Here is a 21,818-nt window from a genome sequence, read left to right as displayed (position 1 = left end):
TGATTTACAGGATTGAAGAATGTACCGCTTCCAGAAGTTCGATTTCGGTCTAACGTTTCAGCGTCGGTACCTTCTGATCCCTCCGTTTCTATTGGCAAAAAGCAAAAAAATACTTGTACCACAAAACGGTGCTTCACGCATTGTGAAGTGCCGTTTTTTTGGTACAAGTGATCCATGTTTTGATTGACGATCAGTGCTTATTTCCCGAAAAGCTTTTGGAGAAACCCTTTTTTCTCAGGGACTTCCTTTGTTTCAGTCATCTGAAGCGGTCCAGTTTCCTTCACGACTTGCTGAAAGCCCCGATTGTCTTGCAGCAACAGACCGTTTAGTTCCAGAATCCCAGTCAGACTGCCAATCATCCGCCGCACTTCTCCCGCACTTTTGCCAAAAAAGCGCTGGTCGTCATTTGCTTCGGCTTCTTCCAAAATGACCAGCAGCTGCTGGATGCTTTGATTTTGTTCACCTAAGACGTACGACAACTGGTCAACTTCCGCTGCGGTAGTTGCCGCTGACGGTACTAAATCCGTTACGAGCTTTAAGCTATCTAAATAATCCTTTAAGTCAAAAATGAACGTTTTTGCCGCTTCATTATTCATTAATTGGCTTTGACTCAATTTCCTTTGTAGCGCTTCCAATTCGCTTGAACGTTTAGAAAGTTCGCTTACGATCATTTCTATATCCATACGCCACCTCCTAATGACATTGTCCCGTTTTCTCTTGCATCCGTCAAGAATTCGTCGGACTTTTTTCTGTGTTTTTACCGATCAGACCTGCCTATTGCTCCTGTTGGTACTTTGTCGGTGCACAGCCATAGCGCTTCGCAAAGAGTCGATTAAAATGGTTGATATTTTGGAAACCAGATTGAAACGCCGCCTCTCGAATCGTCAGCGTTTCGTTGCTGCGTAAATAAAAAAACTTTTGAAACCGAGCTTGCAATAAATCTTCTTTGGGCGTGGTATGAAAAAACTGTTGATAGAGCTTATAGAATTGGCTTTTACCGATGGAAAGCTCTCGGCTAAACTGGTAAAAATCCCATTGCTGTTCGCAATTGACTAACATTTTCAACCGCATCGCTTGAAACAGTTGATAGTGTTCGTTTTGTGGTTGCGGGATGCTTTCTTCAAAATTGCGTTCAAGTAAGACCAATAGATTTGTCATATACGCCGCGATCAATTCTTCCGTGTGCCGTTGCGGCAACAAGGATTCATGATTGATCTTTTGGATCAATTTGTTGATTTGTTGAATATTTTTCGGCTGGAACAGTTGGTTACAAGGGATCGCATAGGTTTCTTCGATCACCTGATCCGTTTGAAACTCAACAAAGCTATTAAAAAAATCTTCTTTGCCACGATAATCTTGATAGACGGTTGGAGGAAAAAGAATGCAGCTACCTTTTTCACTAGTTTCTTGATGACCATCTTCAAAAGTGAAAACCATTGGAGACAACGTCAACACGAAAAGATAATGCTTTAAGCCAGAGGGTCGATAAATATGATCGGAAACAGCATTGTGCATTTGAAATCCTGAATAGGTTACGTTCAACTTCTCACTCCTTCCTACTTGCCTTTAGTATAAAGAAAACGGACAAAACGTCAATAGAATAAGACAGAATGTAGTGTTTATTTTCATGGACTATCGCTACAATGAAAGAAAAGAAAGGGGTTGCAAAATTGAAGAAAACTACGATGTATTTAGACAAACACTTTATTTTGGCACCAGTCGACGAACGGATCTACGGCTCTTTTGTGGAGCACTTAGGGCGCTGTGTGTACGAAGGGATCTATCAACCAGAAAGTCCTTTTGCCGATGATCAAGGCTTTCGTCAAGATGTCGCTGCCTTGATCAAGCAGTTGAATGTGCCGATCGTCCGTTACCCAGGAGGCAATTTCGTCTCTGGGTATAAATGGGAAGATAGCGTCGGCCCTAAAGAGCAACGGCCAGCAAAAATCGATTTGGCCTGGCGGGTAATCGAAAGCAATCAGTTCGGCTTAAACGAATTTATGGATTGGACCAAACAAGTCAATACGGCACCGATGATGGCGATCAATCTTGGGACACGAGGAATCGAAGCAGCGAAAAACTTGATCGAATACACCAATTTAAAAGGCGGCAGCTATTATAGTGACCTTCGTCGTGCCCATGGGGTGGCCGATCCTCATGACATCAAACTTTGGTGTCTAGGCAATGAAATGGACGGTCCTTGGCAAGAAGGACATAAGACAGCCGATGAATATGGCCGTCTCGCAGAAGAAGCTGGCAAAGCGATGCGTTTGGTGGACCCAACGATCGAAACCGTTGCTTGTGGTAGTTCTTCTCTCACGATGCCGACCTTTGGCATGTGGGAAGATACAGTATTAAGTCATTGTTACGATCAAGTCGACTACATCTCCATGCACCAATATTATGGCAACCGTAACGGCGATAGCCAAGATTATCTAGCAAGCAATGTCGCAATGGATCAGTTCATCAGTCAAGTCGCAGCAATCTGTGATGCAGTGAAAGCCAAACGCCGAAGCAAGAAGACGATCAATATTTCCTTCGACGAATGGAACGTCTGGTATCACTCAAATGAACAGGATCAAAAAATTGAACCTTGGAGCCAACACCCACCACAATTAGAAGACGTCTATCACTTTGAAGATGCATTACTCGTCGCAAGCATGATGATCACGATGCTTCATCACGCAGATCGCGTTAAAATCGCCTGCATGGCACAGCTGGTCAACGTGATCGCACCGATCATGACTTCCGATACTGCCGCTTGGAAACAAACGATTTTTTATCCCTATGAAATGATCAGCAACTATGGTCGCGGTCACGTGTTGCACAGCATCCTTCGAGGGGCTGATTTCGATAGCAGCCACGGAAAAGCTTCTTATGTGGATGCCATTGCGATCGAAAACGAAGATGACTATTTGACCTTTTTCTTAGTAAATAAGGATTTGCAGGATGCCAACGAATTCACTTGCGACTTGCGTCAATATGATTCATTGCAAATCGCTACCCATCAAGTCTTGCACCACCCAGACTTGCATGCCGTTAATACCGAAACAACCCCGAACAACGTTGTGCCCGTCAATGGAAAAACAGCGGAATTGAATGACGGCATTTTGCGTGTCGTCTTGGAAAAACAAAGCTTCCAGATGCTACGCTTGAAGAAAAACGTCAGCAAGTAACGAGCGTATCTGTTTGAGCAAAAAAAGCAGCAGCCTTGGTGATATTCTGAAAAAATGAGACTTGTACGGAGTGGAGACATCCACTCCTTTTTTATGATCCACCCCCCTGTTTAATTGCTATTTTTCGCATTCTTAACTGATCTGGGCAAAAAGGCGGCAACTGTCGGCTTACTTTTTCAAAAAAAGAGACGACAAAAGAACACCCTGCGGCAGCTAAGATACCGCAGGGTGTTCTTGATTCATTGTTTAGCCGTTATAGGCATCAACGATGATTTGTTTCAATTCAGAAATTAGTGGTTCTTTTGGATTTGCTGTTGTACATTGGTCTTCGTAAGCCAATTCAGCCATGCGATCAACTGTTGTATCTAGTGTTTGTTGAGTGACGCCTTGCGCTTTCAAGCTCATATCGATACCAACAGATTGTCCTAATTCGTAAACAGCTGTTGCCAATGCTTCAACCAATTCAGCCGTTGTTTTGCCTTTAAGACCTAAGAATTTCGCAATGTCTGCGTAATCTGTATCGGCACGGAAGAAGTCATATTTAGGGAACATTGCATGTTTTTGTGGGTCTTTGGCATTGTAACGGATGATGTGCGGTAAAAGAATCGCATTTGTACGTCCGTGAGGAATACCATATTCACCACCGATTTTGTGGGCTACTGAGTGACAAATACCTAGGAATGCATTGGCGAAGGCCATACCTGCCATTGTTGAGGCATTATGCATTTTTTCGCGAGATTCCATATCAGGTGTTTTCACTGATTTTTCTAAGTAGTCAAAGACTAACTTGATTGCTTGTAAGCTCAATCCACGAGTGTAATCAGATGCCATTACTGACACATAAGATTCGATCGCATGAGTCAAAACGTCCATTCCAGTGTCTGCTGTAACAGAAGCAGGTACTGACATTACGAATTGAGGGTCAACGATTGCAACATCTGGTGTCAATGCGTAATCAGCTAATGGGTACTTCACGTGTGTTTCACTGTCAGTGATAACCGCAAATGGTGTTACTTCAGAACCAGTACCAGACGTTGTTGGGATACAAACGAATTGGGTTTTTTCTGGTTTGTCGATCTTGTAGGTCCGTTTACGGATATCTAAGAATTTTTGTTTCGCGCCGAAGAATGAAGTATCTGGGTGCTCATAGAACATCCACATGCCTTTGGCAGCATCCATTGCTGATCCACCACCAAGGGCGATCACTGTATCTGGTTTGAAATCAACCATCATTTTTGTTCCAGCGTAAACGGTGTTTGTTGATGGGTTTGGTTCTACGTCAGAGAAGACTTCGATTTTCACGTCATTTTTACGACGAGCAAGTACTTCACGAACTGTATCGCAATAGCCGAATTGAACCATACCAGGGTCACAAACGATCATGACACGTTCAACGTTTTCCATTTTCTCCAAGTACATTAGAGAGTTCTTTTCAAAGAAGATTTTTGGTGGCAATTTAAACCATTGCATATTATTTCTCCGTTTCGCTACAGTTTTCACGTTGATCAAGTTCACGGCAGAAACATTTCGTGATACAGAGTTTTTCCCGTATGAACCACAACCAAGTGTCAATGATGGAATCATTTCGTTGTAGATATTTCCGATACCACCTTCTGCAGATGGTGTGTTAACTAAGATACGGCAAGCTTTCATGCGTAGGCCGAAGGCTAATTGCAAGTCTTCGTTTTCAGTGTGGATCACCGCTGTATGGCCTAATCCGCCTAAATCAAGCATTGCTTCACATTTTTCGAACGCGTCTTCTGTGTTGTTTGCTTTGATCATTGCTAAAACTGGAGAAAGTTTTTCTCTTGATAGTGGGTAATCAGCACCGACACCGTCAAGTTCAGCGATCAATAATTTTGTTCCTTCTGGTACGTTGATGCCTGCTAATTTCGCGATATCCATTGCTGAATGTCCAACGATTGCTGGATTTACGGCATATTTCCCTTCGTTCATCACGGCATCTTCAAGTTTTTGTAATTCTTTTGCTTTTACAACATAGACTTGATGTGCTTCAAATTCTGCTTTCACAGAGGCATAGACTTCTTTATCAACGATCACTGCTTGTTCAGAGGCACAGATCATTCCGTTATCAAAGGTTTTTGATACGATCAAGTCATTGACTGCTCGTTTCACTTTCGCTGTTTTTTCGATATATGCAGGTACGTTCCCTGGTCCAACACCTAATGCAGGTTTACCAGTTGAGTATGCTGCTTTGACCATGCCTGCCCCACCAGTTGCTAATACGATCGCAATTCCTGGGTGGTTCATCAATAAGCCAGTCGCTTCGATTGATGGATGTTCGATCCATTGCACACAGTTTTCAGGTGCCCCAGCAGCGATGGCTGCATCACGAACGATACGTGCAGCTTCTGCTGAACATTTTTGTGCAGATGGGTGGAAAGCAAAGACGATTGGGTTACGTGTTTTCAAAGCGATCATTGCTTTAAAGATCGTTGTAGATGTTGGGTTGGTTGTTGGTGTTACCCCACAAACGACACCAACTGGTTCAGCGATTTCGATCAAGCCTTTTTGTTTGTCTTCATTGATCACGCCGACTGTTTTGTCATGTTTGATACTGTTCCAAATATATTCTGAAGCGTACATGTTTTTGATCGCTTTATCTTCATAGATACCACGGCCAGTTTCTTCTACTGCCATTTTAGCTAAAGGCATGTGTTTGTCTAATGCTGCCATTGCCATTTCATGAACAATGTGGTCCACTTTTTCTTGATCAAAGCTTTCCATTTCTTTTAACGCCACATTTGCCTTCGTTGCTAAATCGTCGATCATTGCTTGTACGTCGATCGTCACTTCTTTTTCCAATGTCTTAGCCATTGTTTGTCCTCCTAGTTTTTAAACATGTTTTGTTTGTTAACTACTTCACATACAGATCATACAACATCTTTTTTTGTTTGTAAATAGTTTTTGTGATTTTTTTCACAGTTTTATTAAACTCCCCTCAAATTAAGCGTTTTCAAGAGCTTTCAAGGAAAAGAAGTGGACAAAAGTTTTGGTTTTTCTTAAGAAAAATGTCATGTGCTCAGTTGAACAATAGAGAGGTTTACGAAAACACCTTATCCTTATTAAATATAATCATCTGCTCTTTTCACTTTTTCTGTCAAACGTCTTACGATCTGAAAGGATTACTCATAAGAAGGGGCTTCTAATACATCCCATTTCATTAGGCGTTGGCTTTTTGCCGTAAATGCCTCCTGTTTAAACACCTCACAAGCTTTTATTACAAGAGGTGATGCATTTTGTTCATTTAGCTGCTCGATGGGGAAGAAAACTGCTCCCAATGAATCTTGGCCTGTAAATTGGTGAACGTTTTTTTCAAGTTTTCCAACGATTGCTCGAATCTCATAAAAAACACAGATATGATTGTTCATTGTTGTCTCTTTGTATCGCCAAGGATAGAGAAAATTAATTGTTCCTAATTGATGATAGCTAGTGACGGTCATGCCGGTTTCTTCTTTAAATTCTCGGCACAGCGTGTCTTCCAGCAATTCACCTGCCTCCATGCTGCCGCCTGGCAAATCATAGCGGTTTTGATAAGGTCCCGCCTTCTTTTTGATGACGGCCAAGCAGTTGCCTTGAAACAAAATTCCATATACTCCAAATGCGGTATGGTACAACCGAATCCCTCCTAACTTGTATCTATTCTACGTAAATCAAAACAAATCATCAACAGGCTTAGTCGATTTATGTCTTACATCGAACATGCTTGGCTTGATTCATAAAAAAACGACCAGCCAACGCTGATCGTCTTTCTCTTTAAAACAAATCCTCTTGGTCTACTTCTGTTAGAGGCTTTCCGTGGGCAAGCTGGGAAACAACGTGCGCCATCTTTTTGTAGGAATCATTCAATCCAATCCCGCCTTTTTTCGGCATCTTCAAGATATAGATGTCTTTGGCATAGATTGCCACTGCTGGGTTTTCCTCTGACATCGCTGCAGCCCCTGGAATTCCTTGCGCATTGAATACTTTCGTCAATCCTGCTGCCATTTCGCCAAAATTAGGATAATGCATCGCAGGTCCGCAAAGAACGGCATCGGCATCAAATTTTTTAGCAAACCCCACAAATTTTTTGTTCACTTCTTCTTGGTGCTCGTGATAATATTGATCACCACAATAAAGCGTTGCAACGATTTGTGCGTCTTGCTCTTGAAAAAGTGGATTCAATGTTCGACCTGGACCAAGGGCAGCTTTTTTGCCGCTTGGCGGCAACTGAGCATTTTCATCACTTCCCATCCCTGCAGTGACATGATTGAGAATCAAAATTATTTTTTTCATGAGCGGTGCCTCTTTTCTTATAGATCATCAAAATCGAAATCATCAAAATTGATTTCCTCTTCTTCTTGTTCAACGGCATCCGCTTCTTCTTTTAGATATTGATTATCTAAGACTTTGATAAACGGATAATAAATAGCCATTCCTAAGAGGATCAACAAGACTTGTAAAACCGACGCCTGCCAACCACTGACTAAGAAACCAGAAATAATCGGTGGCGTGGTCCATGGCAGTTGAATTCCATTGGTATAGTTGACTAACCCAAGATCCATACAGAAGTAAGAGATAATAATATTGATCGTTGGCACTAAAGCAAAAGGAATCAGCAGAACTGGATTCAAGACGATCGGTAACCCAAAGATGATTGGTTCATTGATCCCAAAGATACCTGGTATCAACGATAACTGTGATAGTTTTTTGACCCTTTGGCTTTTACAGACTAAGATCATGACTAAAATCAAAGACAATGTCGAACCGCCCCCGCCAAAGGTCGCGAACATGTCTTGAAATTGACCGGTGATGATGTTAGGAATTTCTGCGCCATTCTTGAAAGCATCTAAGTTTTCAATAGATAATGCCCGTAAGATAGGGTTGAAGACAGCGCCGACCACACTGGAACCATTGATCCCAAAGAACCAGAAAAAATGCAAAAATAGGTAGGCTATGATCATGGCACCTAAAGTATTTCCTAAACTTAACAACGGTGTCTGTAAGAACTTAAAGAGGATCTCTTGCAGATTGCCATAAGACGTTAAGTTGGCTAACCAGTTGGCGATCATAAAAACCGTCACGATCACAAAGCTGGGAATCAATGCCTCAAAGGATTTCACCACGGTTGGGGGAACACCGTCAGGCATTTTGATCGTCCACCCTTTGCGTAATAACGCAACGAACATTCTGGTGGAAATCAAGGCAACGACCATCCCTAAGAACAAACCGCTAGAACCCATCCATCGTAATGGCAGGCTGCCAACTTCATATACTTCCGTAGAGCCTTCTGGTGTGAAAACGGTCGTAAATGGTGTCACGATAAAAAAAGAAACGAGTGAAATAATGGCTGCTTGCATGGCATCAACTTTAAACTGTTTTGCCAAACTATACCCGATCCCACCAACGGCTAAAATCGTCATAATGTCAAAGCTGGCTGTTGCTGGCATATTCAACATTGTTGCCCAGTTGTCTCCCAGCAAACCGCTCATCATCTCGTTCCAATTTGGAATCGGAAAATTGGTCAAGACTAAAAAGAGTGAACCCACGATCAACAACGGTGTGGACAATAAGAAACCATCGCGAATCGCAATCAAGTATTTGTTTTCACCGATCGTCTTTGCCATCGGTGTTAACACTTTTTCTAACCAGTTTAAAAATTTCTGCATTTTTCTTCCTCCCATCTGCGTGCTATCTGGCAGATAACACGTAGTCCCCTGTTACTCCAACACTTTTATTACTTTGCTTTGGCTTTTTTGATCAAGCTCAAGGCATCTTTCAATGCTCGTTCGCCATCCATCATGCCGTATGCTTCTGTCGCGATCGTGCCGACTGGAATCCCCATTGGCTCGAAAGTTGCTTTCATTTTGCTATCTAAGTGTCGTACTTGTGGACCTAACAAAATAGCGACTGGTTTTTCTTGTTCGACTTTTTCTTCTGCATGGATCGCAGGGAATGCTTCGATCGTCAAAGGCATGTTGTGCTTTTTGACGACTTCCATCATTTTATTGACCATGATACTCGTTGACATTCCAGCTTCACAAAACAAATAGATTTTTTTCGTTGCCATATCCATTCCTCCAATGTTTGTTTTTCTCAATCGCGGTTGTTAGACCGGCGCTTTGATTCGTTTTTCATACGCCTCCAACCATTCTTTCGTGATGGGTTCGATCACGGTTGTCTGCTCAGGTCCTGGTGTTGCCATAAAAATAGCAGGCTCTTGATTGGTGGTTGCGACACTAAAGGTAAATTCTACATTGGTTGCCACCCCCCAGCGCCCCTGTTTATCTAAGGCGATCAGCGAGAAGGCGCCGGCTTTGCCGTAGCGCTTCTTCAATCGCGCTTCAAAGTCGTAAACGGCTTGATCACATGCTTCTTGCGGTGCTAGCCCTTCTCCCATCAAACGAACGATTTCGTAGGAAAGGCAGCCTTTCATCAAGTCTTCCCCTAACCCTGTGGCAGCGGCACCGCCGATTTCACTATCCACATAAAAACCAGATCCAGACAAAGGTGAATCGCCAACACGACCGCTTTTTTTCATAAATAAACCAGAACTAGAGGTTCCTGCTGCCATGCTTTGGTGTTCATCCAGCGCAACTACTCCCACTGTATCGTGGCCGTCATAGGGATCGAGGTTGTTGGCAGCGATCTCTGCTTTGCGCTTTTCCCAAATGGTTTTGGCTCGGGGTGTCAGCATCTCTTTGGGCTGGAATCCTTCGGCAAGCGCATAAGCGACCGCTCCTTGGCCGATCCGAAAACTATTGAATTTTTCCTCACTTAGGCTGCGTGCCACGGAAATAGGATTTTCCACATCGACGATCCCGGCGACGGCACCAATTTTGAAGGTATCACCATCCATAAAGGCAGCGTCCATTTCCAACACGCCTTCTTCGTTGGGCAGTCCGCCATACCCCACCGATTTATAAAATGGATAATCTTCCACTGCTTTAATGGCTGTTTCTACTGCATCTTGGCAGGAGCCTTGTTGCTCTAATATTGCTTTAGCAGCGAGCACACCATCGTGTGCCATCCGCCATGTAGCAATCATTCCCCACATAAATATCCCTCCATTTTTCATAGCGCTTTCAAGTATATTCTATACGGTATATACTACTATGTCTATACTAAAAAAAGAGTTTCTCAAAAAAATTGGAAAAACTCTTCTTCGTTCGTGTCTTCGCTTATTTTGTCAGTGCTTGTAAGCTGCGCAAATAAATTTCAAGATTCGTCCGTAGATCGGCAACCGCCATGTACTCATCTTGGTTATGAGCGATCCCTTTTTGCCCTGGAAAAGACGGACCAAAAGCAAGGATGTTTGGCATCTTGCGGGCATAGGTTGCTCCTGTAGTCGTCACGGGGGTTGGATCATTGCCCGTTACTTGGTGATAGATTGTCGATAGCGTTTGGATTTCGGGGGCATCTTTTGATCGGCAGAACCCTGGAATGCTGCGAAGGATCGTAAGACTTGCCCCTTTTGGCAATGCCTTTTGCACCCCAGCGAGCACTTGTTCCTCCGTTACCGATACAGGATAGCGGAAGGCCACTTCTAACGCTAGTCCACTGGCGGATTTTTGGAGAACCACAGGGGTCAAGATCAATTTTCCTGAGTCGGCATCTTCTAGTACCAAATCAATGCCTTCGCCATAGTGCTGCTGGTGAAAACTTTGGGTGATCCACTGCAAAGCTGCTTGCAAGGACGGTGTCGCCGCCAGTTGCGGTGCCGCTTGCTGCGCAAGTTTTGTAATGGCATTGTCCCCTAGCTCAGGGGCATTGCTAGGGGAGCGTTTGCCTAGTGCTTCAAAGGACCGGCTGCCTACGGTTACCGATAGGTGGTCTGGCACATGATCGCGGAATTGATCGCCAGAAAACGCAGCTAACAGCTGCTGTTCTTGGGTGGGCAATGGAAAATCAAGTTGCACATTGACGACACCCCGTTCGCCGTAAACCACTGGATACTTGCAGTCTGGCGTAAAACCAAAACGCGGTGGTTGCTCAACCGCTAGATAATGCGGGATATCCGACATGCCGCTTTCTTCATCTGTACCGAAAATGATCCGCAACGGTAATTGCGGTTGATGACCAAGGTCTTTCAATAATTTCATGGCAAACAAACAGCTGATGATCGGGCCTTTGTTATCTAAGATCCCTCGGCCATAAAAGTTGCCGTCTTTTTCAGTTAGTGCAAACGGTGGGTAGCTCCAGCCAGAACCTGCCGAGACGACATCCAAGTGTCCTAACACACCGATATAGTCGGTATCCGTTGGTCCCCAATGGGCATAGCCGATCGCATCATCGATGACCGTTGTTTGAAACCCGTATGCTGCGCTTTTTTCCATGACGTATGCTAACACTTCTCGTGGTCCTGTGCCATAAGGCGCATGGGGCGCCGGCTCACCTTTGACGCTTGCAATCTGCATCACTTCGCTCAAAAGCGTGAGAAATTCTGACCAGTTGGCTTCAATACTTGCTGTGAGTGGATCCATTGTCTTCACCTCTAAAGGATTGATTTTATTTTTGACGCACTAATGTATTTTTGAAAGTATATTTATCTGCTCGGTAATAGGACGTATCGTATAAGATTGGTTTGGCTGATGCGGAATAGGTCATCGAATGGACCAAAAGCATCGGTTCCTCTTGAGGTACCTGCAAAAGTTTCGCAATATCGGCTGGACTTTTCACAGCTTCCACCTCTTGATGGGAATAACCAATCTCGATGTTGGCTTCAATGACTTGATACAAAGACGACTCTAATTGAGCTTTCGTGAGTTCTGCGGTGTCTTCTTGCAGATAGCGTTTCAGTACGTAAAGATTTTCCACCGTCATCGGCTCATCATCAAAGTAACGCAAGCGCACCAAATAAACGATCGGTTCCTTGGCGTAATCGCCAAACAGCTGCCCAATCTCTATTGGGAGCTCTTTGACGGTTTCGATATGCAAAACTTCCGTACGGGTCTTTTTCCCTTGGATCTTTGCAGTCTCGGTAAAACTTTGAAGACCGCCGGAGCCGCTTTGGATCTTGGGCTGTTTCATGACATAGGTTCCTTTGCCTTTTTCTTTCACTAACAAATTCTGGCCAATCAATAGATCGATGGCTTTGCGCACCGTTAAACGGCTGCACTGAAATTCCTCTGCTAAATCATAATCGGAAGGAAGCTTTTGGCTCGTCACGTACGTACCTTCATGAACCCGTTGCGCAATCTGCTGGGCAACTTCTTGAAATACTGCTTGTTTTTTCAACGTCTCTCCTACTTTCTTTCACTTTGCTACCATTCATAAAACGATCGATTGGCACTGACGCCAGAAGAAACACTGACAAACGCTTGTTCATCGATTCCTTGGATCATGCCTTCGACGGTCTTGAGTTCTCTATGGGAAATAACCAGTAATAATAGTTTTTTCTGTTGATGATCAAATCCACCTTCGACATCGTTGATGACCGTGATGCCTCGCTGCAAAGCACATTGCAACGTCGTAATGACGGGTTCTGCTTTTTCTGTAACGACCAGCAGCTGCACACGCCGCTGTTTCAGGTTGACGTAGTCGACCATCCGCCCACTGATGAAGAAGGAAATGGCACTATAAAAAGCATAGGGCCAGCCAAAGATCAGTCCGGCTGCTAGCTGCAAACTGACATTGAAGCCGATAAAGAAACTGCCGATACTTCTACCAGTGGCTTTTTTCACTAAAATCCCTAAAATATCAAGCCCACCCGTTGAAAAATCGTCGTTCAATGTCAAGCCCACCGACACCCCGTGCAGCAATCCGCCGAACACGGCACAGATCACCGGATCGGTCGTTAAAGCAATGACCGGTACCACCTTCATCATAACAGAAGACAGGACGACGGTACAAACCGTCATGATGGTAAATTCTCGATCGATTTTGACCCAAGCAACCGCTAACAATGGCGCATTAAAAAAAAGCACCAAAAGCGGGATCGAAAGCTGCAGATTCAACTGCTCGTCTAAAAGCTGCGACAACAATTGCGACAAACCAGTGATCCCACTCGCATAAATATTTCCCGGCAGCCAAAAGAGATTTAAAGCAATCGACGACAACAATGCATAGATCAAAGCAACAAGCATTCGTTTTCTATAACGTGCCATGTTTTTCCTCCTCCACTTCGCTTTTAGTATATATCATTAAGTATATACTGTCACGCGAAAAAAGCAGGCGAAATGAGGGGAAAAGCAGGAACGAAGCAATGTAAAAAAAAAAGCCAAAACCAAGGAGTAAAACGTTGGTATCAAAGGTTTTTTAAGATTTTTTTAAAGCGAGTAAATCACTTGAAATTCGCTAAAAAATGAATAAAATAAAAAGTGTAAAAACAAAAGAATAAAGAAAGGATGATTCTTATGACACATGAGATTGTGCCACGCCGCTCAGATTCATACAGTATGACACCTTTTGATTTCTTTGAAGATTTTGGCCGCAGTTTTTTTGATGGGTTTCCATCGAACCTGATCAAAACCGATATTCACGAGAATGACAATGAATTTCTCGTTGAAGCAGAACTGCCTGGCATCCCTAAAGAAAATATTCAAGTAACCTATGAAAATGGGGTTTTAACGATTACGGGACAACACCAGACGGATCATGCAACCGAAGATGAAAAAGGACGTCTGGTTCGTAGCGAGCGCAGCTTGACAAGCGTTCGGCGACAATACCTGTTAGAAAACGTCAAAGAGGATGAAATCAAAGCCTCTTACGCTGAAGGAATTTTGAAATTGACGTTGCCAAAAGACCAAGGCAAACAAGCGTCAAAGAAACTGATTCCGATCGAGTAACGAAGGCAATCAAAGCACCGCAGCAAAACGAGCGATCTCTGTTTTGCTGCGGTGCTTGTTTTATTTTAGAAACTGTCCGACTACTAAAAAAATGCACCATCGCTTCTGAGAAAGCGACGGTGCGTTTGTGCTTATTCTTTGGTTTCGTCTTGGATGCTCGTTGCGTCTTCGACATCAGCTGGTTCGATTTGTGTTTCAACGGATGCAACAGTTCCAGGTTTCACTGTGCGGATCGCTGAACGATCAAACTCTAAGAAAATTCCTTCACAGTCGATGATCACGGTGCTTTTTTCTGTGTTGACTTCAGAAAGAACGCCGTGGAGTCCGCCGATGGTTACGACTTCATCGCCAGCTTTCATATTTTCTAAAAGATTTTTACGCTCTTGCTGTTGTTTCTTTTGTGAACGACTCATAAAGAACCACATTGCCACTAAAGCAACCAGCATAAAGAGCATTGGTAAAGATTGTGCCATTTTTTTCACCTCGATTTATTTTCTTTCCTATAAGATACTTTATCAGAATTCCTCTATTATTCCCACCATTTTAGTAGAGAATGTTAGAAATTCCTCGCATTTTCCTTGTTAAACCCATACTCTTCAATAAAATGCTCACGGAACTCCAACAAGTTGTCATCCATGATGGCTTGACGGACATTTTTCATCAGATTCAATAAGAAGTAGACATTGTGGTAAGACGTCAAACGCATACCAAATGTTTCATCACATTTGATCAAGTGGCGGATGTACGCACGAGAATAGTTTTTACATGTATAGCAATCACACTTCTCGTCAATTGGTCGAAAGTCACGGGCATATTGCGCATTTTTCACGACTAAACGACCTTTTGAAGTCATACAGGTACCGTTTCTTGCGATCCGTGTTGGTAAAACGCAGTCGAACATATCGACACCGCGAATCACGCCATCGATCAAGGAGTCAGCTGCCCCAACGCCCATCAGGTAACGTGGTTTGTTTTCTGGAATCCAAGGAGTCGTAAATTCCAACACGCGATTCATTTCCGCTTTTGGTTCGCCAACTGACAGGCCGCCGATGGAATACCCTGGGAAGTCCATACTGATCAAGTCTTGGGCACTTTGCTTGCGCAAGTCTTCAAAGCCTGCACCTTGAATGATCCCAAACAAGCCTTGACGATCTGGATTGGCATGGGCTTTCAAGCCACGCTCCGCCCAGCGAGACGTCCGTTCCACCGATTTTTTGACGTAGTCATAGCTTTCATCAAATGGCGGACACTCATCAAAACTCATCATGATATCTGATCCTAATTTGTTTTGAATATCAATCGCTTTTTCAGGAGATAAAAACATTTTCGACCCATTCAAATGGTTTTTGAAATGGACACCTTCTTCGACGATGTTGCGCATTTCGGCTAATGAAAAGACCTGGAAACCACCTGAATCTGTTAAGATCGGTTGATCCCAATTCATAAATTTATGTAAGCCGCCTGCTTCTGCAACAATGTCTTCTCCTGGACGTAACCACAAGTGATAGGTATTGCTTAAAATGACGCCTGCACCCATTTCTTTCAACTCTTCAGGGGCAAGGGTTTTGACCGTTGCTAATGTGCCGACTGGCATGAACATTGGCGTTGGAAAGGTTCCGTGAGGCGTGATCAGTTCGCCTAAACGGGCACCGGTATGCTTTTCTTTCTTTATCAGACGATAACGAATGGCTGGTTCCGTCATTCATTTCCCTACTTTCTCTCTATACTCGATTAACTGTGCAACGCTATCTATGATAAGGGTTGCCCTTACATTTTGCAAGGAAGTTTAAAGAAACTAAGAGTATTTTCTCCTAGTCATGCGAAACATCTATTACTTTTTTTTGAAGATTTAGCGAAAGTTTGCTATCATGTTATTTATATTGAAGGGAGGTTTTTTGAAATGAAATCAAATAGAGAACTAAAAGCAGAAGCAAAAGCAATCCTGCGAGGACGCTGGAAAGACAGTGTTTTGATGTGTATTGTACCGACTTTGATCTCGATCGCTATCGCATTCGTCATTATCGTCCTTACTGTTATTCCATTGTATCAAAGCGGTATGTTCAATGATCTTGGTTCTACCGATGCAGTCAATTCCGCTGGCGGCAGTAGTGGCAGTGGCGGCGGTTTGATCAGCGGTCTATTTTCTGCCTTATTCGGTGCTGGGATCTCTTGGACTTTCCTTGACATTTTACGCGGTAAAAAACAGTCGATCCAACCCTTTTCTGATGTCTTTCGTGGCTTCAGTGGTGCTTTCGTGTTAGGGATCATCGTCATTTATATTTTGTCGACTATCTTCACGACGTTGTGGACATTCCTGTTTATCATTCCTGGGATCATCAAAGCTTATTCTTATTCTCAAGCATATTTTGTCTTTTATGATACTTATGAAGAAACGGGCATGCGACCAGATTTTCTCAGTTGCATCACAGGTAGCCGTCATTTAATGAGAGGCTACAAAGGTCAACTGTTCATCCTTGATCTGAGCTTCATCGGCTGGCACATTTTGGCCATCATGACTGCAGGAATCGGCTACTTATGGCTGACACCTTACATCAGTGCAACCAAAGCAGCGTTTTATGACAATCTGCCTAAACGAGCACTTGCTTAAAAGATCGGTTCGCCGGTCTTTTTTTTTGAGGAAAACGACCTTTTTCTTTTGCAAACGCTTCCGTTTCGTGTTATAGTATACGTGTAAGGAAGGTAGCAACTCTGTTGGTGGTTTTCGTAAATATCGCAAACTCAATCTACTAAAAGTTGTTGAACGTACAAGTTTCACCTAGTACCAAACGTGTAAAGTAACAAGAAGAAAAACGTAACAAGGATCGAACATTTCCATATCGAAAAATGATACGTCTCATTTTGTATCGGAATACACGAAACATGTGTAAGTTTGTAAATGAAAACAAATTTTCGAGAAACATTGCTTTGCATGGACCACAAAAAGCGACCACCACTTATACCTTCCTCTAGTAGTAAGCTGGGCGACAAAAAAGCAGCTCTAAAAGTTGAGAAATTGATTCAACTTAAAGAGCCGCTTACGTCGCTCAGTTTTTTGTTTATTTTAAGAACATCGCATCGCCAAAGCTAAAGAAGCGATACCGCTCATCGATGGCATGCTGGTAGGCAGAAAGTGTTAGGTCGCGTCCTGCAAAGGCACTAACTAACATCACTAAGGTTGATTTTGGTAGGTGGAAGTTAGTAGAAAAAGCTTCCACGATTTTAAACTGATAGCCTGGCGTGATAAAAATACTCGTCCACCCACTATCGGCTTTGATTTGCCCATCAAACTTGGTCCCAATGGTTTCTAATGTACGGATCGAAGTTGTTCCGACTGCAACGATCTTGCCACCATTTGCCCGAACCTCGTTCAATTGCGCAGCAGCTTCTTCTGTCAAACGGTAAAATTCGCTGTGCATCTCATGATCAGCGATATTATCGACACTGACTGGACGAAACGTTCCTAAACCAACGTGCAAAGTCAGATAAACCAGCTTGACGCCTTTTGCGGCGATCTGCTCCAGCAATTCTGGGGTAAAATGCAAGCCGGCAGTTGGTGCGGCAGCTGAGCCGTTTTCTTTGGCATAAACCGTTTGATAGCGGTCTGGGTCTTCTAGCCGTTCTTTGATGTAAGGCGGTAACGGCATTTCGCCAAGTGATTCCAGAATCTCTAAAAAGATTCCTTTGTATTGAAAACGAATGATCCGGCCGCCGTGATCGAGCTCTTCTTCCACCACTGCCTCTAATCGTCCGTCGCCGAAGGTGATCTTCGTGCCGACTTTGGCTCTTTTGGCTGGCTTGATCAAGGTTTCCCACGTATCCCCTTCAATATTATTCAGTAAAAGGATTTCCAGATGGGCACCTGTTTCTTGTTTTTCGCCATAGATACGAGCTGGTAATACCCGTGTATCATTCATCACCAAGGCATCCCCTGGTGCCAATTCATCAATGATGTTATAAAAGTGCTTGTCCTCAAATTTGCCAGTCTCACGGTCAACCACTAATAAACGGGAACTTGAGCGATCGCTTAATGGCGTTTGGGCGATCAGTTCTTCCGGTAAGTCAAAATCAAAATCTTCAGTTGTAAGCATGTTGTTCCTCTCTTTCCCTAAATTCTTTTCTATTCTAGCATGTTTTTATAAAAATTGAAAAAACAGCTTTTAATTCTGCCCTTTCTTAGAAAAAATTAAAGAGACTGCTGCCAAGGCCTTCAGCAAAAAAGTCTCCTTTTTCCCAATGAAAAATAACGACATATTTCCGCTGCTTCTTTTCTCTATGCATCGCTCCTTAATTTGGACTTGCTTATGGCGCTATTTTCAGTTTTGTCTATACAATTATGAAAAAAATGGGCAGATTATTTGAATAACACGTGACTTTTCGGCATACTTAGTACAGATTATAAGCCATTATTCAGATTGCTTAAATAAAAATAGAGGTGACATCATGATTGAGTTTCAGCAGGTATCCAAAATTTACAAAGGTGGTAAAGTCGCTGTTGAAGATGTGAATCTTTCCTTTGAAAAAGGCGAATTCATTTGCTTCATCGGGACAAGTGGTAGTGGAAAGACGACTTGTATGCGGATGATCAACCGTATGACGGATCCTTCTAAAGGAAAAATCTTGATCAATGGAAAAAGCGTTACAGAGATCAACCCCGTGGAATTACGCCGTCAAATCGGCTATGTGATCCAAAGCATCGGTTTGATGCCTCACATGACAATTCGGGAAAACATCACATTGGTTCAAAAATTGTTAAAAGTCAGCCAAGAAGAACGCAACAAAACTGCCGAGCGCATGATCGACTTAGTGGAATTGCCGCGAGAAATGCTCGACCGTTACCCCAACGAATTGTCTGGGGGACAACAGCAACGGATCGGTGTTGTCCGTGCCTTGGCAGCTGACCAAGATGTCATTTTAATGGATGAGCCTTTTGGCGCACTAGACCCAATCACTCGTGACTCCCTACAAGATTTGGTCAAAGACTTGCAAGAACGGCTTGGAAAAACCGTCGTCTTCGTTACCCATGATATGGATGAAGCATTGAAGCTTGCTAGCCGTATCGTGATCATGAGTGAAGGAAAAGTCATTCAATTTGATACACCAGAAAATATTCTGCAACACCCAGCAACACCGTTTGTGGAAGAGTTGATCGGTGAAGACCGCTTGTTACAAGCAAAACCTGACACGACGCCAGTCAAAGACGTAATGTTAAATACCCCGATCGCTATCACACCAGAAAAATCCTTACAAGAAGCGATTCACTTGATGCGGGAAAAACGGGTCGATACCTTGCTGGTTACCGACAATAGCAACGTGCTAAAAGGCTACATCGATGTCGAATCCATCGACCGCAACCGTGGTAAAGTTACTAGTGTCGGCGATATTTTGAACAAAGATGTCTTTTTCGTTCGCGAAACCGCCTTGTTGCGGGATACCTTGCAACGTATCTTAAAACGCGGCTTAAAATATGTGCCGGTAGTAGATGCCGACAAACATTTAGTTGGGATTTTGACCCGTGCTTCCTTAGTTGATATCGTTTATGACGTGATTTGGGGCGATGAGCCATCGATCATGGAAGCCATTGAATCGGCGAAACCTGAAGAAACTGAGGAGGTCTAGCGCATGCAAAGCTTCTTTAATGAATATGGCGGACAATTGGTCACCAAAAGTCTTGAACATTTGTATATTTCCTTTGCGGCTTTGCTCTTAGGGATTCTTGTTGCCGTACCGATCGGTGTGATCTTGACCCGTTTCCCCAAAGCAGCAACGGTCGTGATCGGCATCACCAGTGCGCTGCAAACCGTGCCTTCTTTGGCACTATTGGCATTGATGATCCCGATTTTAGGTGTCGGAAAAGTCCCTGCTATCGTCGCTCTTTTCATTTATTCCTTGTTGCCGATTTTGCGAAATACCTACATTGGAATGAAAAAAGTCGATTGGAATTACCGCGATGTTGCCAAAGGGATGGGAATGACCAACTTGCAGTCGATCATCAGTGTGGAATTACCTCTAGCGATCCCAACGATCATGGCAGGGATCCGCTTATCGGCCGTGTATGTTTTAGCCTGGGCTACCTTGGCTTCTTACATTGGTGCCGGTGGACTTGGTGATTTGATCTTTAGCGGACTAAACAATTACCAACCGCCTTTGATTTTTGCTGGGACGATTCCAGTGACGATCTTTGCTTTATTAGCTGACTGGTTACTGGGTTTGTTAGAAAACAAACTGACACCAGCTGCCTTAAGGGGGGATGCGTAATGAAAAAAACTTCAAAATTAGCGCTGTTGTTTTCCTTAAGTATCGCTTTACTGTCCGGCTGTTCCTTTCCCGGTTTAGCCTCGACTTCTGATGAGAATACCGTGGCGATCACAGGTGGGATCACTTCCGAAGCCCAAATTCTTGGCGCAGTGGTTGCTGGTATGGTCGAACACTATACGGATAAAAACACAACCGTCATTAACAACTTAGCAACAACGACCATCAATCACCAAGCGATGATGAATGGCGATGCGTCGATCTCAGCTGCCCGCTACACAGGAACTGACTTGACCACGACGTTAGGGTTGGAGCCAGAATCTGATCCGCAAGCCGCCTTTGACAAAGTCAAATCAGAATTTGAGCAACGGTACCAACAGACTTGGTTCCCTTCATACGGCTTTGATAACACATATGTCTTTCTTGTCAGAAAAGACACTGCCGAAAAATACGGATTGGAAAAAGTCAGTGACTTGAAAGATGTCGCAGATCAATTGGTTGCAGGGGTCGATACCGCGTGGATCACACGGGTCGGTGATGGGTACGATGGCTTCCAGAAAGCCTATGGATTCTCTTTCCAAAACATCCTACCGATGCAGATCGGTCTCGTCTATGATGCTGTTGATAACGGAAAAATGGATATCGTTTTAGGGTACTCAACCGACGGCCGGATCGGCAGTTACGATCTCGTGATGCTAGAAGATGATCTAAACTTCTTCCCGCCTTATGATGCCGCACCGATCGTCGATGACAAATTATTGAAAGAAACACCTGAAATCGGCGATGCCCTGAACAAATTAGCAGGCAAAATCGATACCGAAAAAATGCAAGAATTGAATTACCAAGTGGATAATGACCTTCTAGAACCAACGGTAGTTGCCGAACGTTTCTTAGAAGAAAATAATTACTTCGAAGGAGAGTGACGAAATGGCAGACATGAATTTATTCCAACAATTTCTTTTCTATTTTCAAGAAAATGGCGGCTATGTTTTTGCCCAGTTCATTCGTCACTTCTTGATTTCAATCTACGGGGTACTTTTTGCCTCGATCGTCGGCATTCCAATCGGGATCTTGATTTCTAAAAAAATGCGTTTGGCAGATTGGGTGATTCGTTTCGCCAATATCATCCAGACGATTCCATCTTTAGCGATGATCTCGATTTTAATGATCGGCATGGGCTTAGGTGTGAATGTCGTGATTTTAACGATTTTCCTTTATTCTTTGTTACCGATCATCAAAAATACCTATACCGGCATGCGCCAAGTCGACCGCAATACGTTAGATGTCGGCAAAGGGATGGGGATGACTAGCTGGCAGCGATTGTATATGATCGAATTGCCATTGTCTGTTTCGGTGATCATGGCAGGGATTCGAAACGCCTTAGTCGTGGCGATCGGTATCACCGCTATTGGCGCCTTCGTTGGTGCTGGTGGACTGGGGGACATCATCATCCGCGGAACCAATGCGACAGATGGAGCATCGATCATCTTAGCCGGTGCTTTACCAACTGCCTTGATGGCAATCATTACGGATCTTGGGCTAAGCTTTATTGAACGCCGCTTAGATCCCGCCAGCCGTACGTCACGCTAAACTTATTGGGAAA

Annotated in this window: 21 protein-coding genes; 7 read left to right on the top strand and 14 right to left on the bottom strand. The window is 43.6% G+C overall.

Translation table 11 applies throughout. The features are described from left to right. Positions 1 to 197: 197 nt before the first annotated feature. Positions 198 to 683, bottom strand: a complete 486-nt coding sequence (locus tag IGI78_RS02415) for a hypothetical protein (protein WP_195265310.1) — start codon at positions 681 to 683, stop codon at positions 198 to 200. Between the two features lie 91 nt (positions 684 to 774). Further along, positions 775 to 1,542, bottom strand: a complete 768-nt coding sequence (locus IGI78_RS02410) for an AraC family transcriptional regulator (RefSeq protein ID WP_015508907.1) — start codon at positions 1,540 to 1,542, stop codon at positions 775 to 777. Positions 1,543 to 1,643: 101 nt separating this feature from the next. Between IGI78_RS02410 and IGI78_RS02405 the strand changes: the two genes are divergently transcribed. Continuing rightward, positions 1,644 to 3,176: an alpha-N-arabinofuranosidase gene (locus IGI78_RS02405; protein ID WP_195265312.1), complete on the top strand. Its 1,533-nt coding sequence runs from the start codon at positions 1,644 to 1,646 to the stop codon at positions 3,174 to 3,176. Between the two features lie 246 nt (positions 3,177 to 3,422). Here the strand turns inward: IGI78_RS02405 and adhE are convergent, their stop codons facing one another. The 9 genes from adhE to IGI78_RS02360 form a co-directional block, all read right to left on the bottom strand. Then, positions 3,423 to 6,014, bottom strand: coding sequence for a bifunctional acetaldehyde-CoA/alcohol dehydrogenase (gene adhE, locus IGI78_RS02400; protein ID WP_008376050.1), 2,592 nt, complete (start codon positions 6,012 to 6,014; stop codon positions 3,423 to 3,425). Positions 6,015 to 6,322: 308 nt separating this feature from the next. Next, positions 6,323 to 6,814 (bottom strand): NUDIX hydrolase, encoded by a 492-nt coding sequence (locus IGI78_RS02395; protein ID WP_142424129.1) that lies wholly within the window; start codon positions 6,812 to 6,814, stop codon positions 6,323 to 6,325. A 139-nt stretch (positions 6,815 to 6,953) separates the two neighbouring features. Continuing rightward, positions 6,954 to 7,472, bottom strand: coding sequence for a GrdB-related putative oxidoreductase (locus IGI78_RS02390; protein WP_087664851.1), 519 nt, complete (start codon positions 7,470 to 7,472; stop codon positions 6,954 to 6,956). Positions 7,473 to 7,489: 17 nt separating this feature from the next. Next, the gene (gene celB, locus IGI78_RS02385; RefSeq protein WP_008376054.1) at positions 7,490 to 8,845 is read right to left on the bottom strand and encodes a PTS cellobiose transporter subunit IIC; all 1,356 of its coding nucleotides are present in this window, start codon (positions 8,843 to 8,845) and stop codon (positions 7,490 to 7,492) included. Positions 8,846 to 8,913: 68 nt separating this feature from the next. Next, positions 8,914 to 9,246 carry a PTS sugar transporter subunit IIB gene (locus tag IGI78_RS02380; protein WP_005227348.1) on the bottom strand — a complete coding sequence of 111 codons (333 nt, stop codon included), beginning with the start codon at positions 9,244 to 9,246 and terminating at the stop codon, positions 8,914 to 8,916. A 39-nt stretch (positions 9,247 to 9,285) separates the two neighbouring features. Continuing rightward, positions 9,286 to 10,233: a N(4)-(beta-N-acetylglucosaminyl)-L-asparaginase gene (locus IGI78_RS02375; RefSeq protein WP_015508904.1), complete on the bottom strand. Its 948-nt coding sequence runs from the start codon at positions 10,231 to 10,233 to the stop codon at positions 9,286 to 9,288. A 124-nt stretch (positions 10,234 to 10,357) separates the two neighbouring features. Next, positions 10,358 to 11,659 (bottom strand): Sapep family Mn(2+)-dependent dipeptidase, encoded by a 1,302-nt coding sequence (locus tag IGI78_RS02370; RefSeq protein WP_195265314.1) that lies wholly within the window; start codon positions 11,657 to 11,659, stop codon positions 10,358 to 10,360. Positions 11,660 to 11,684: 25 nt separating this feature from the next. Continuing rightward, positions 11,685 to 12,413 (bottom strand): GntR family transcriptional regulator, LSA1692 subfamily, encoded by a 729-nt coding sequence (locus IGI78_RS02365; protein WP_016609636.1) that lies wholly within the window; start codon positions 12,411 to 12,413, stop codon positions 11,685 to 11,687. 26 nt (positions 12,414 to 12,439) lie between these two features. Further along, positions 12,440 to 13,282 (bottom strand): YitT family protein, encoded by an 843-nt coding sequence (locus IGI78_RS02360; RefSeq protein WP_005227341.1) that lies wholly within the window; start codon positions 13,280 to 13,282, stop codon positions 12,440 to 12,442. A gap of 249 nt (positions 13,283 to 13,531) precedes the next feature. Between IGI78_RS02360 and IGI78_RS02355 the strand changes: the two genes are divergently transcribed. Continuing rightward, positions 13,532 to 13,963, top strand: coding sequence for an Hsp20/alpha crystallin family protein (locus IGI78_RS02355; protein WP_008376072.1), 432 nt, complete (start codon positions 13,532 to 13,534; stop codon positions 13,961 to 13,963). Between the two features lie 131 nt (positions 13,964 to 14,094). Here IGI78_RS02355 and yajC read toward each other — a convergent pair whose 3' ends face one another. Then, the gene (yajC, locus tag IGI78_RS02350) at positions 14,095 to 14,436 is read right to left on the bottom strand and encodes a preprotein translocase subunit YajC (protein WP_005232170.1); all 342 of its coding nucleotides are present in this window, start codon (positions 14,434 to 14,436) and stop codon (positions 14,095 to 14,097) included. Between the two features lie 83 nt (positions 14,437 to 14,519). Beyond that, complete coding sequence (tgt, locus tag IGI78_RS02345) at positions 14,520 to 15,665, bottom strand: tRNA guanosine(34) transglycosylase Tgt (protein WP_005227333.1); 1,146 nt, start codon at positions 15,663 to 15,665, stop codon at positions 14,520 to 14,522. A 198-nt stretch (positions 15,666 to 15,863) separates the two neighbouring features. Here tgt and IGI78_RS02340 point away from each other — a divergent pair, with 198 nt between their 5' ends. Further along, on the top strand, positions 15,864 to 16,571 hold the full coding sequence (locus IGI78_RS02340) for a DUF975 family protein (RefSeq protein WP_430618271.1): 708 nt from the start codon (positions 15,864 to 15,866) through the stop codon (positions 16,569 to 16,571). Between the two features lie 448 nt (positions 16,572 to 17,019). On the opposite strand, the gene queA is transcribed toward IGI78_RS02340, so the two are convergent. After that, the gene (gene queA / locus IGI78_RS02335) at positions 17,020 to 18,051 is read right to left on the bottom strand and encodes a tRNA preQ1(34) S-adenosylmethionine ribosyltransferase-isomerase QueA (protein ID WP_005227329.1); all 1,032 of its coding nucleotides are present in this window, start codon (positions 18,049 to 18,051) and stop codon (positions 17,020 to 17,022) included. A 352-nt stretch (positions 18,052 to 18,403) separates the two neighbouring features. Between queA and IGI78_RS02330 the strand changes: the two genes are divergently transcribed. Genes IGI78_RS02330 through IGI78_RS02315 form a run of 4 tightly spaced genes read left to right on the top strand, consistent with a single transcriptional unit; the run spans position 18,404 to position 21,805 of the window. After that, the gene (locus IGI78_RS02330) at positions 18,404 to 19,579 is read left to right on the top strand and encodes a betaine/proline/choline family ABC transporter ATP-binding protein (protein WP_005227327.1); all 1,176 of its coding nucleotides are present in this window, start codon (positions 18,404 to 18,406) and stop codon (positions 19,577 to 19,579) included. Between the two features lie 3 nt (positions 19,580 to 19,582). Further along, entirely contained in the window at positions 19,583 to 20,218 is a 636-nt protein-coding gene (locus IGI78_RS02325; RefSeq protein ID WP_016609633.1) for an ABC transporter permease, read from the top strand. Continuing rightward, positions 20,218 to 21,138 (top strand): osmoprotectant ABC transporter substrate-binding protein, encoded by a 921-nt coding sequence (locus IGI78_RS02320; protein WP_270273159.1) that lies wholly within the window; start codon positions 20,218 to 20,220, stop codon positions 21,136 to 21,138. Before IGI78_RS02325 ends, IGI78_RS02320 begins: the two co-directional genes overlap by 1 nt. A gap of 4 nt (positions 21,139 to 21,142) precedes the next feature. Beyond that, positions 21,143 to 21,805 carry an ABC transporter permease gene (locus IGI78_RS02315; protein WP_005227316.1) on the top strand — a complete coding sequence of 221 codons (663 nt, stop codon included), beginning with the start codon at positions 21,143 to 21,145 and terminating at the stop codon, positions 21,803 to 21,805. Positions 21,806 to 21,818: the final 13 nt, after the last annotated feature.

The organism is Enterococcus sp. DIV1767 (assembly GCF_050542585.1).
Lineage (GTDB): Bacteria > Bacillota > Bacilli > Lactobacillales > Enterococcaceae > Enterococcus_D > Enterococcus_D innesii.
Note: the sequence above shows the minus strand (reverse complement) of the source record. Positions and strands in the feature narration are given on the sequence as shown.

Bases quoted from the DNA above. Each gene is read 5' to 3' on its own strand.
- IGI78_RS02370 (WP_195265314.1), bottom strand. From the start codon at position 11,659: ATGGATCCACTCACAGCAAGTATTGAAGCCAACTGGTCAGAATTTCTC.
- IGI78_RS02330 (WP_005227327.1), top strand. From the start codon at position 18,404: ATGATTGAGTTTCAGCAGGTATCCAAAATTTACAAAGGTGGTAAAGTC.
- IGI78_RS02375 (WP_015508904.1), bottom strand. From the start codon at position 10,233: ATGTGGGGAATGATTGCTACATGGCGGATGGCACACGATGGTGTGCTC.
- queA (WP_005227329.1), bottom strand. From the start codon at position 18,051: ATGCTTACAACTGAAGATTTTGATTTTGACTTACCGGAAGAACTGATC.
- IGI78_RS02360 (WP_005227341.1), bottom strand. From the start codon at position 13,282: ATGGCACGTTATAGAAAACGAATGCTTGTTGCTTTGATCTATGCATTG.
- IGI78_RS02405 (WP_195265312.1), top strand. From the start codon at position 1,644: ATGAAAGAAAAGAAAGGGGTTGCAAAATTGAAGAAAACTACGATGTAT.
- celB (WP_008376054.1), bottom strand. From the start codon at position 8,845: ATGCAGAAATTTTTAAACTGGTTAGAAAAAGTGTTAACACCGATGGCA.
- IGI78_RS02320 (WP_270273159.1), top strand. From the start codon at position 20,218: ATGAAAAAAACTTCAAAATTAGCGCTGTTGTTTTCCTTAAGTATCGCT.
- IGI78_RS02315 (WP_005227316.1), top strand. From the start codon at position 21,143: ATGGCAGACATGAATTTATTCCAACAATTTCTTTTCTATTTTCAAGAA.
- IGI78_RS02415 (WP_195265310.1), bottom strand. From the start codon at position 683: ATGGATATAGAAATGATCGTAAGCGAACTTTCTAAACGTTCAAGCGAA.
- IGI78_RS02390 (WP_087664851.1), bottom strand. From the start codon at position 7,472: ATGAAAAAAATAATTTTGATTCTCAATCATGTCACTGCAGGGATGGGA.
- IGI78_RS02340 (WP_430618271.1), top strand. From the start codon at position 15,864: ATGAAATCAAATAGAGAACTAAAAGCAGAAGCAAAAGCAATCCTGCGA.
- tgt (WP_005227333.1), bottom strand. From the start codon at position 15,665: ATGACGGAACCAGCCATTCGTTATCGTCTGATAAAGAAAGAAAAGCAT.
- yajC (WP_005232170.1), bottom strand. From the start codon at position 14,436: ATGGCACAATCTTTACCAATGCTCTTTATGCTGGTTGCTTTAGTGGCA.
- IGI78_RS02325 (WP_016609633.1), top strand. From the start codon at position 19,583: ATGCAAAGCTTCTTTAATGAATATGGCGGACAATTGGTCACCAAAAGT.
- IGI78_RS02355 (WP_008376072.1), top strand. From the start codon at position 13,532: ATGACACATGAGATTGTGCCACGCCGCTCAGATTCATACAGTATGACA.
- IGI78_RS02380 (WP_005227348.1), bottom strand. From the start codon at position 9,246: ATGGCAACGAAAAAAATCTATTTGTTTTGTGAAGCTGGAATGTCAACG.
- adhE (WP_008376050.1), bottom strand. From the start codon at position 6,014: ATGGCTAAGACATTGGAAAAAGAAGTGACGATCGACGTACAAGCAATG.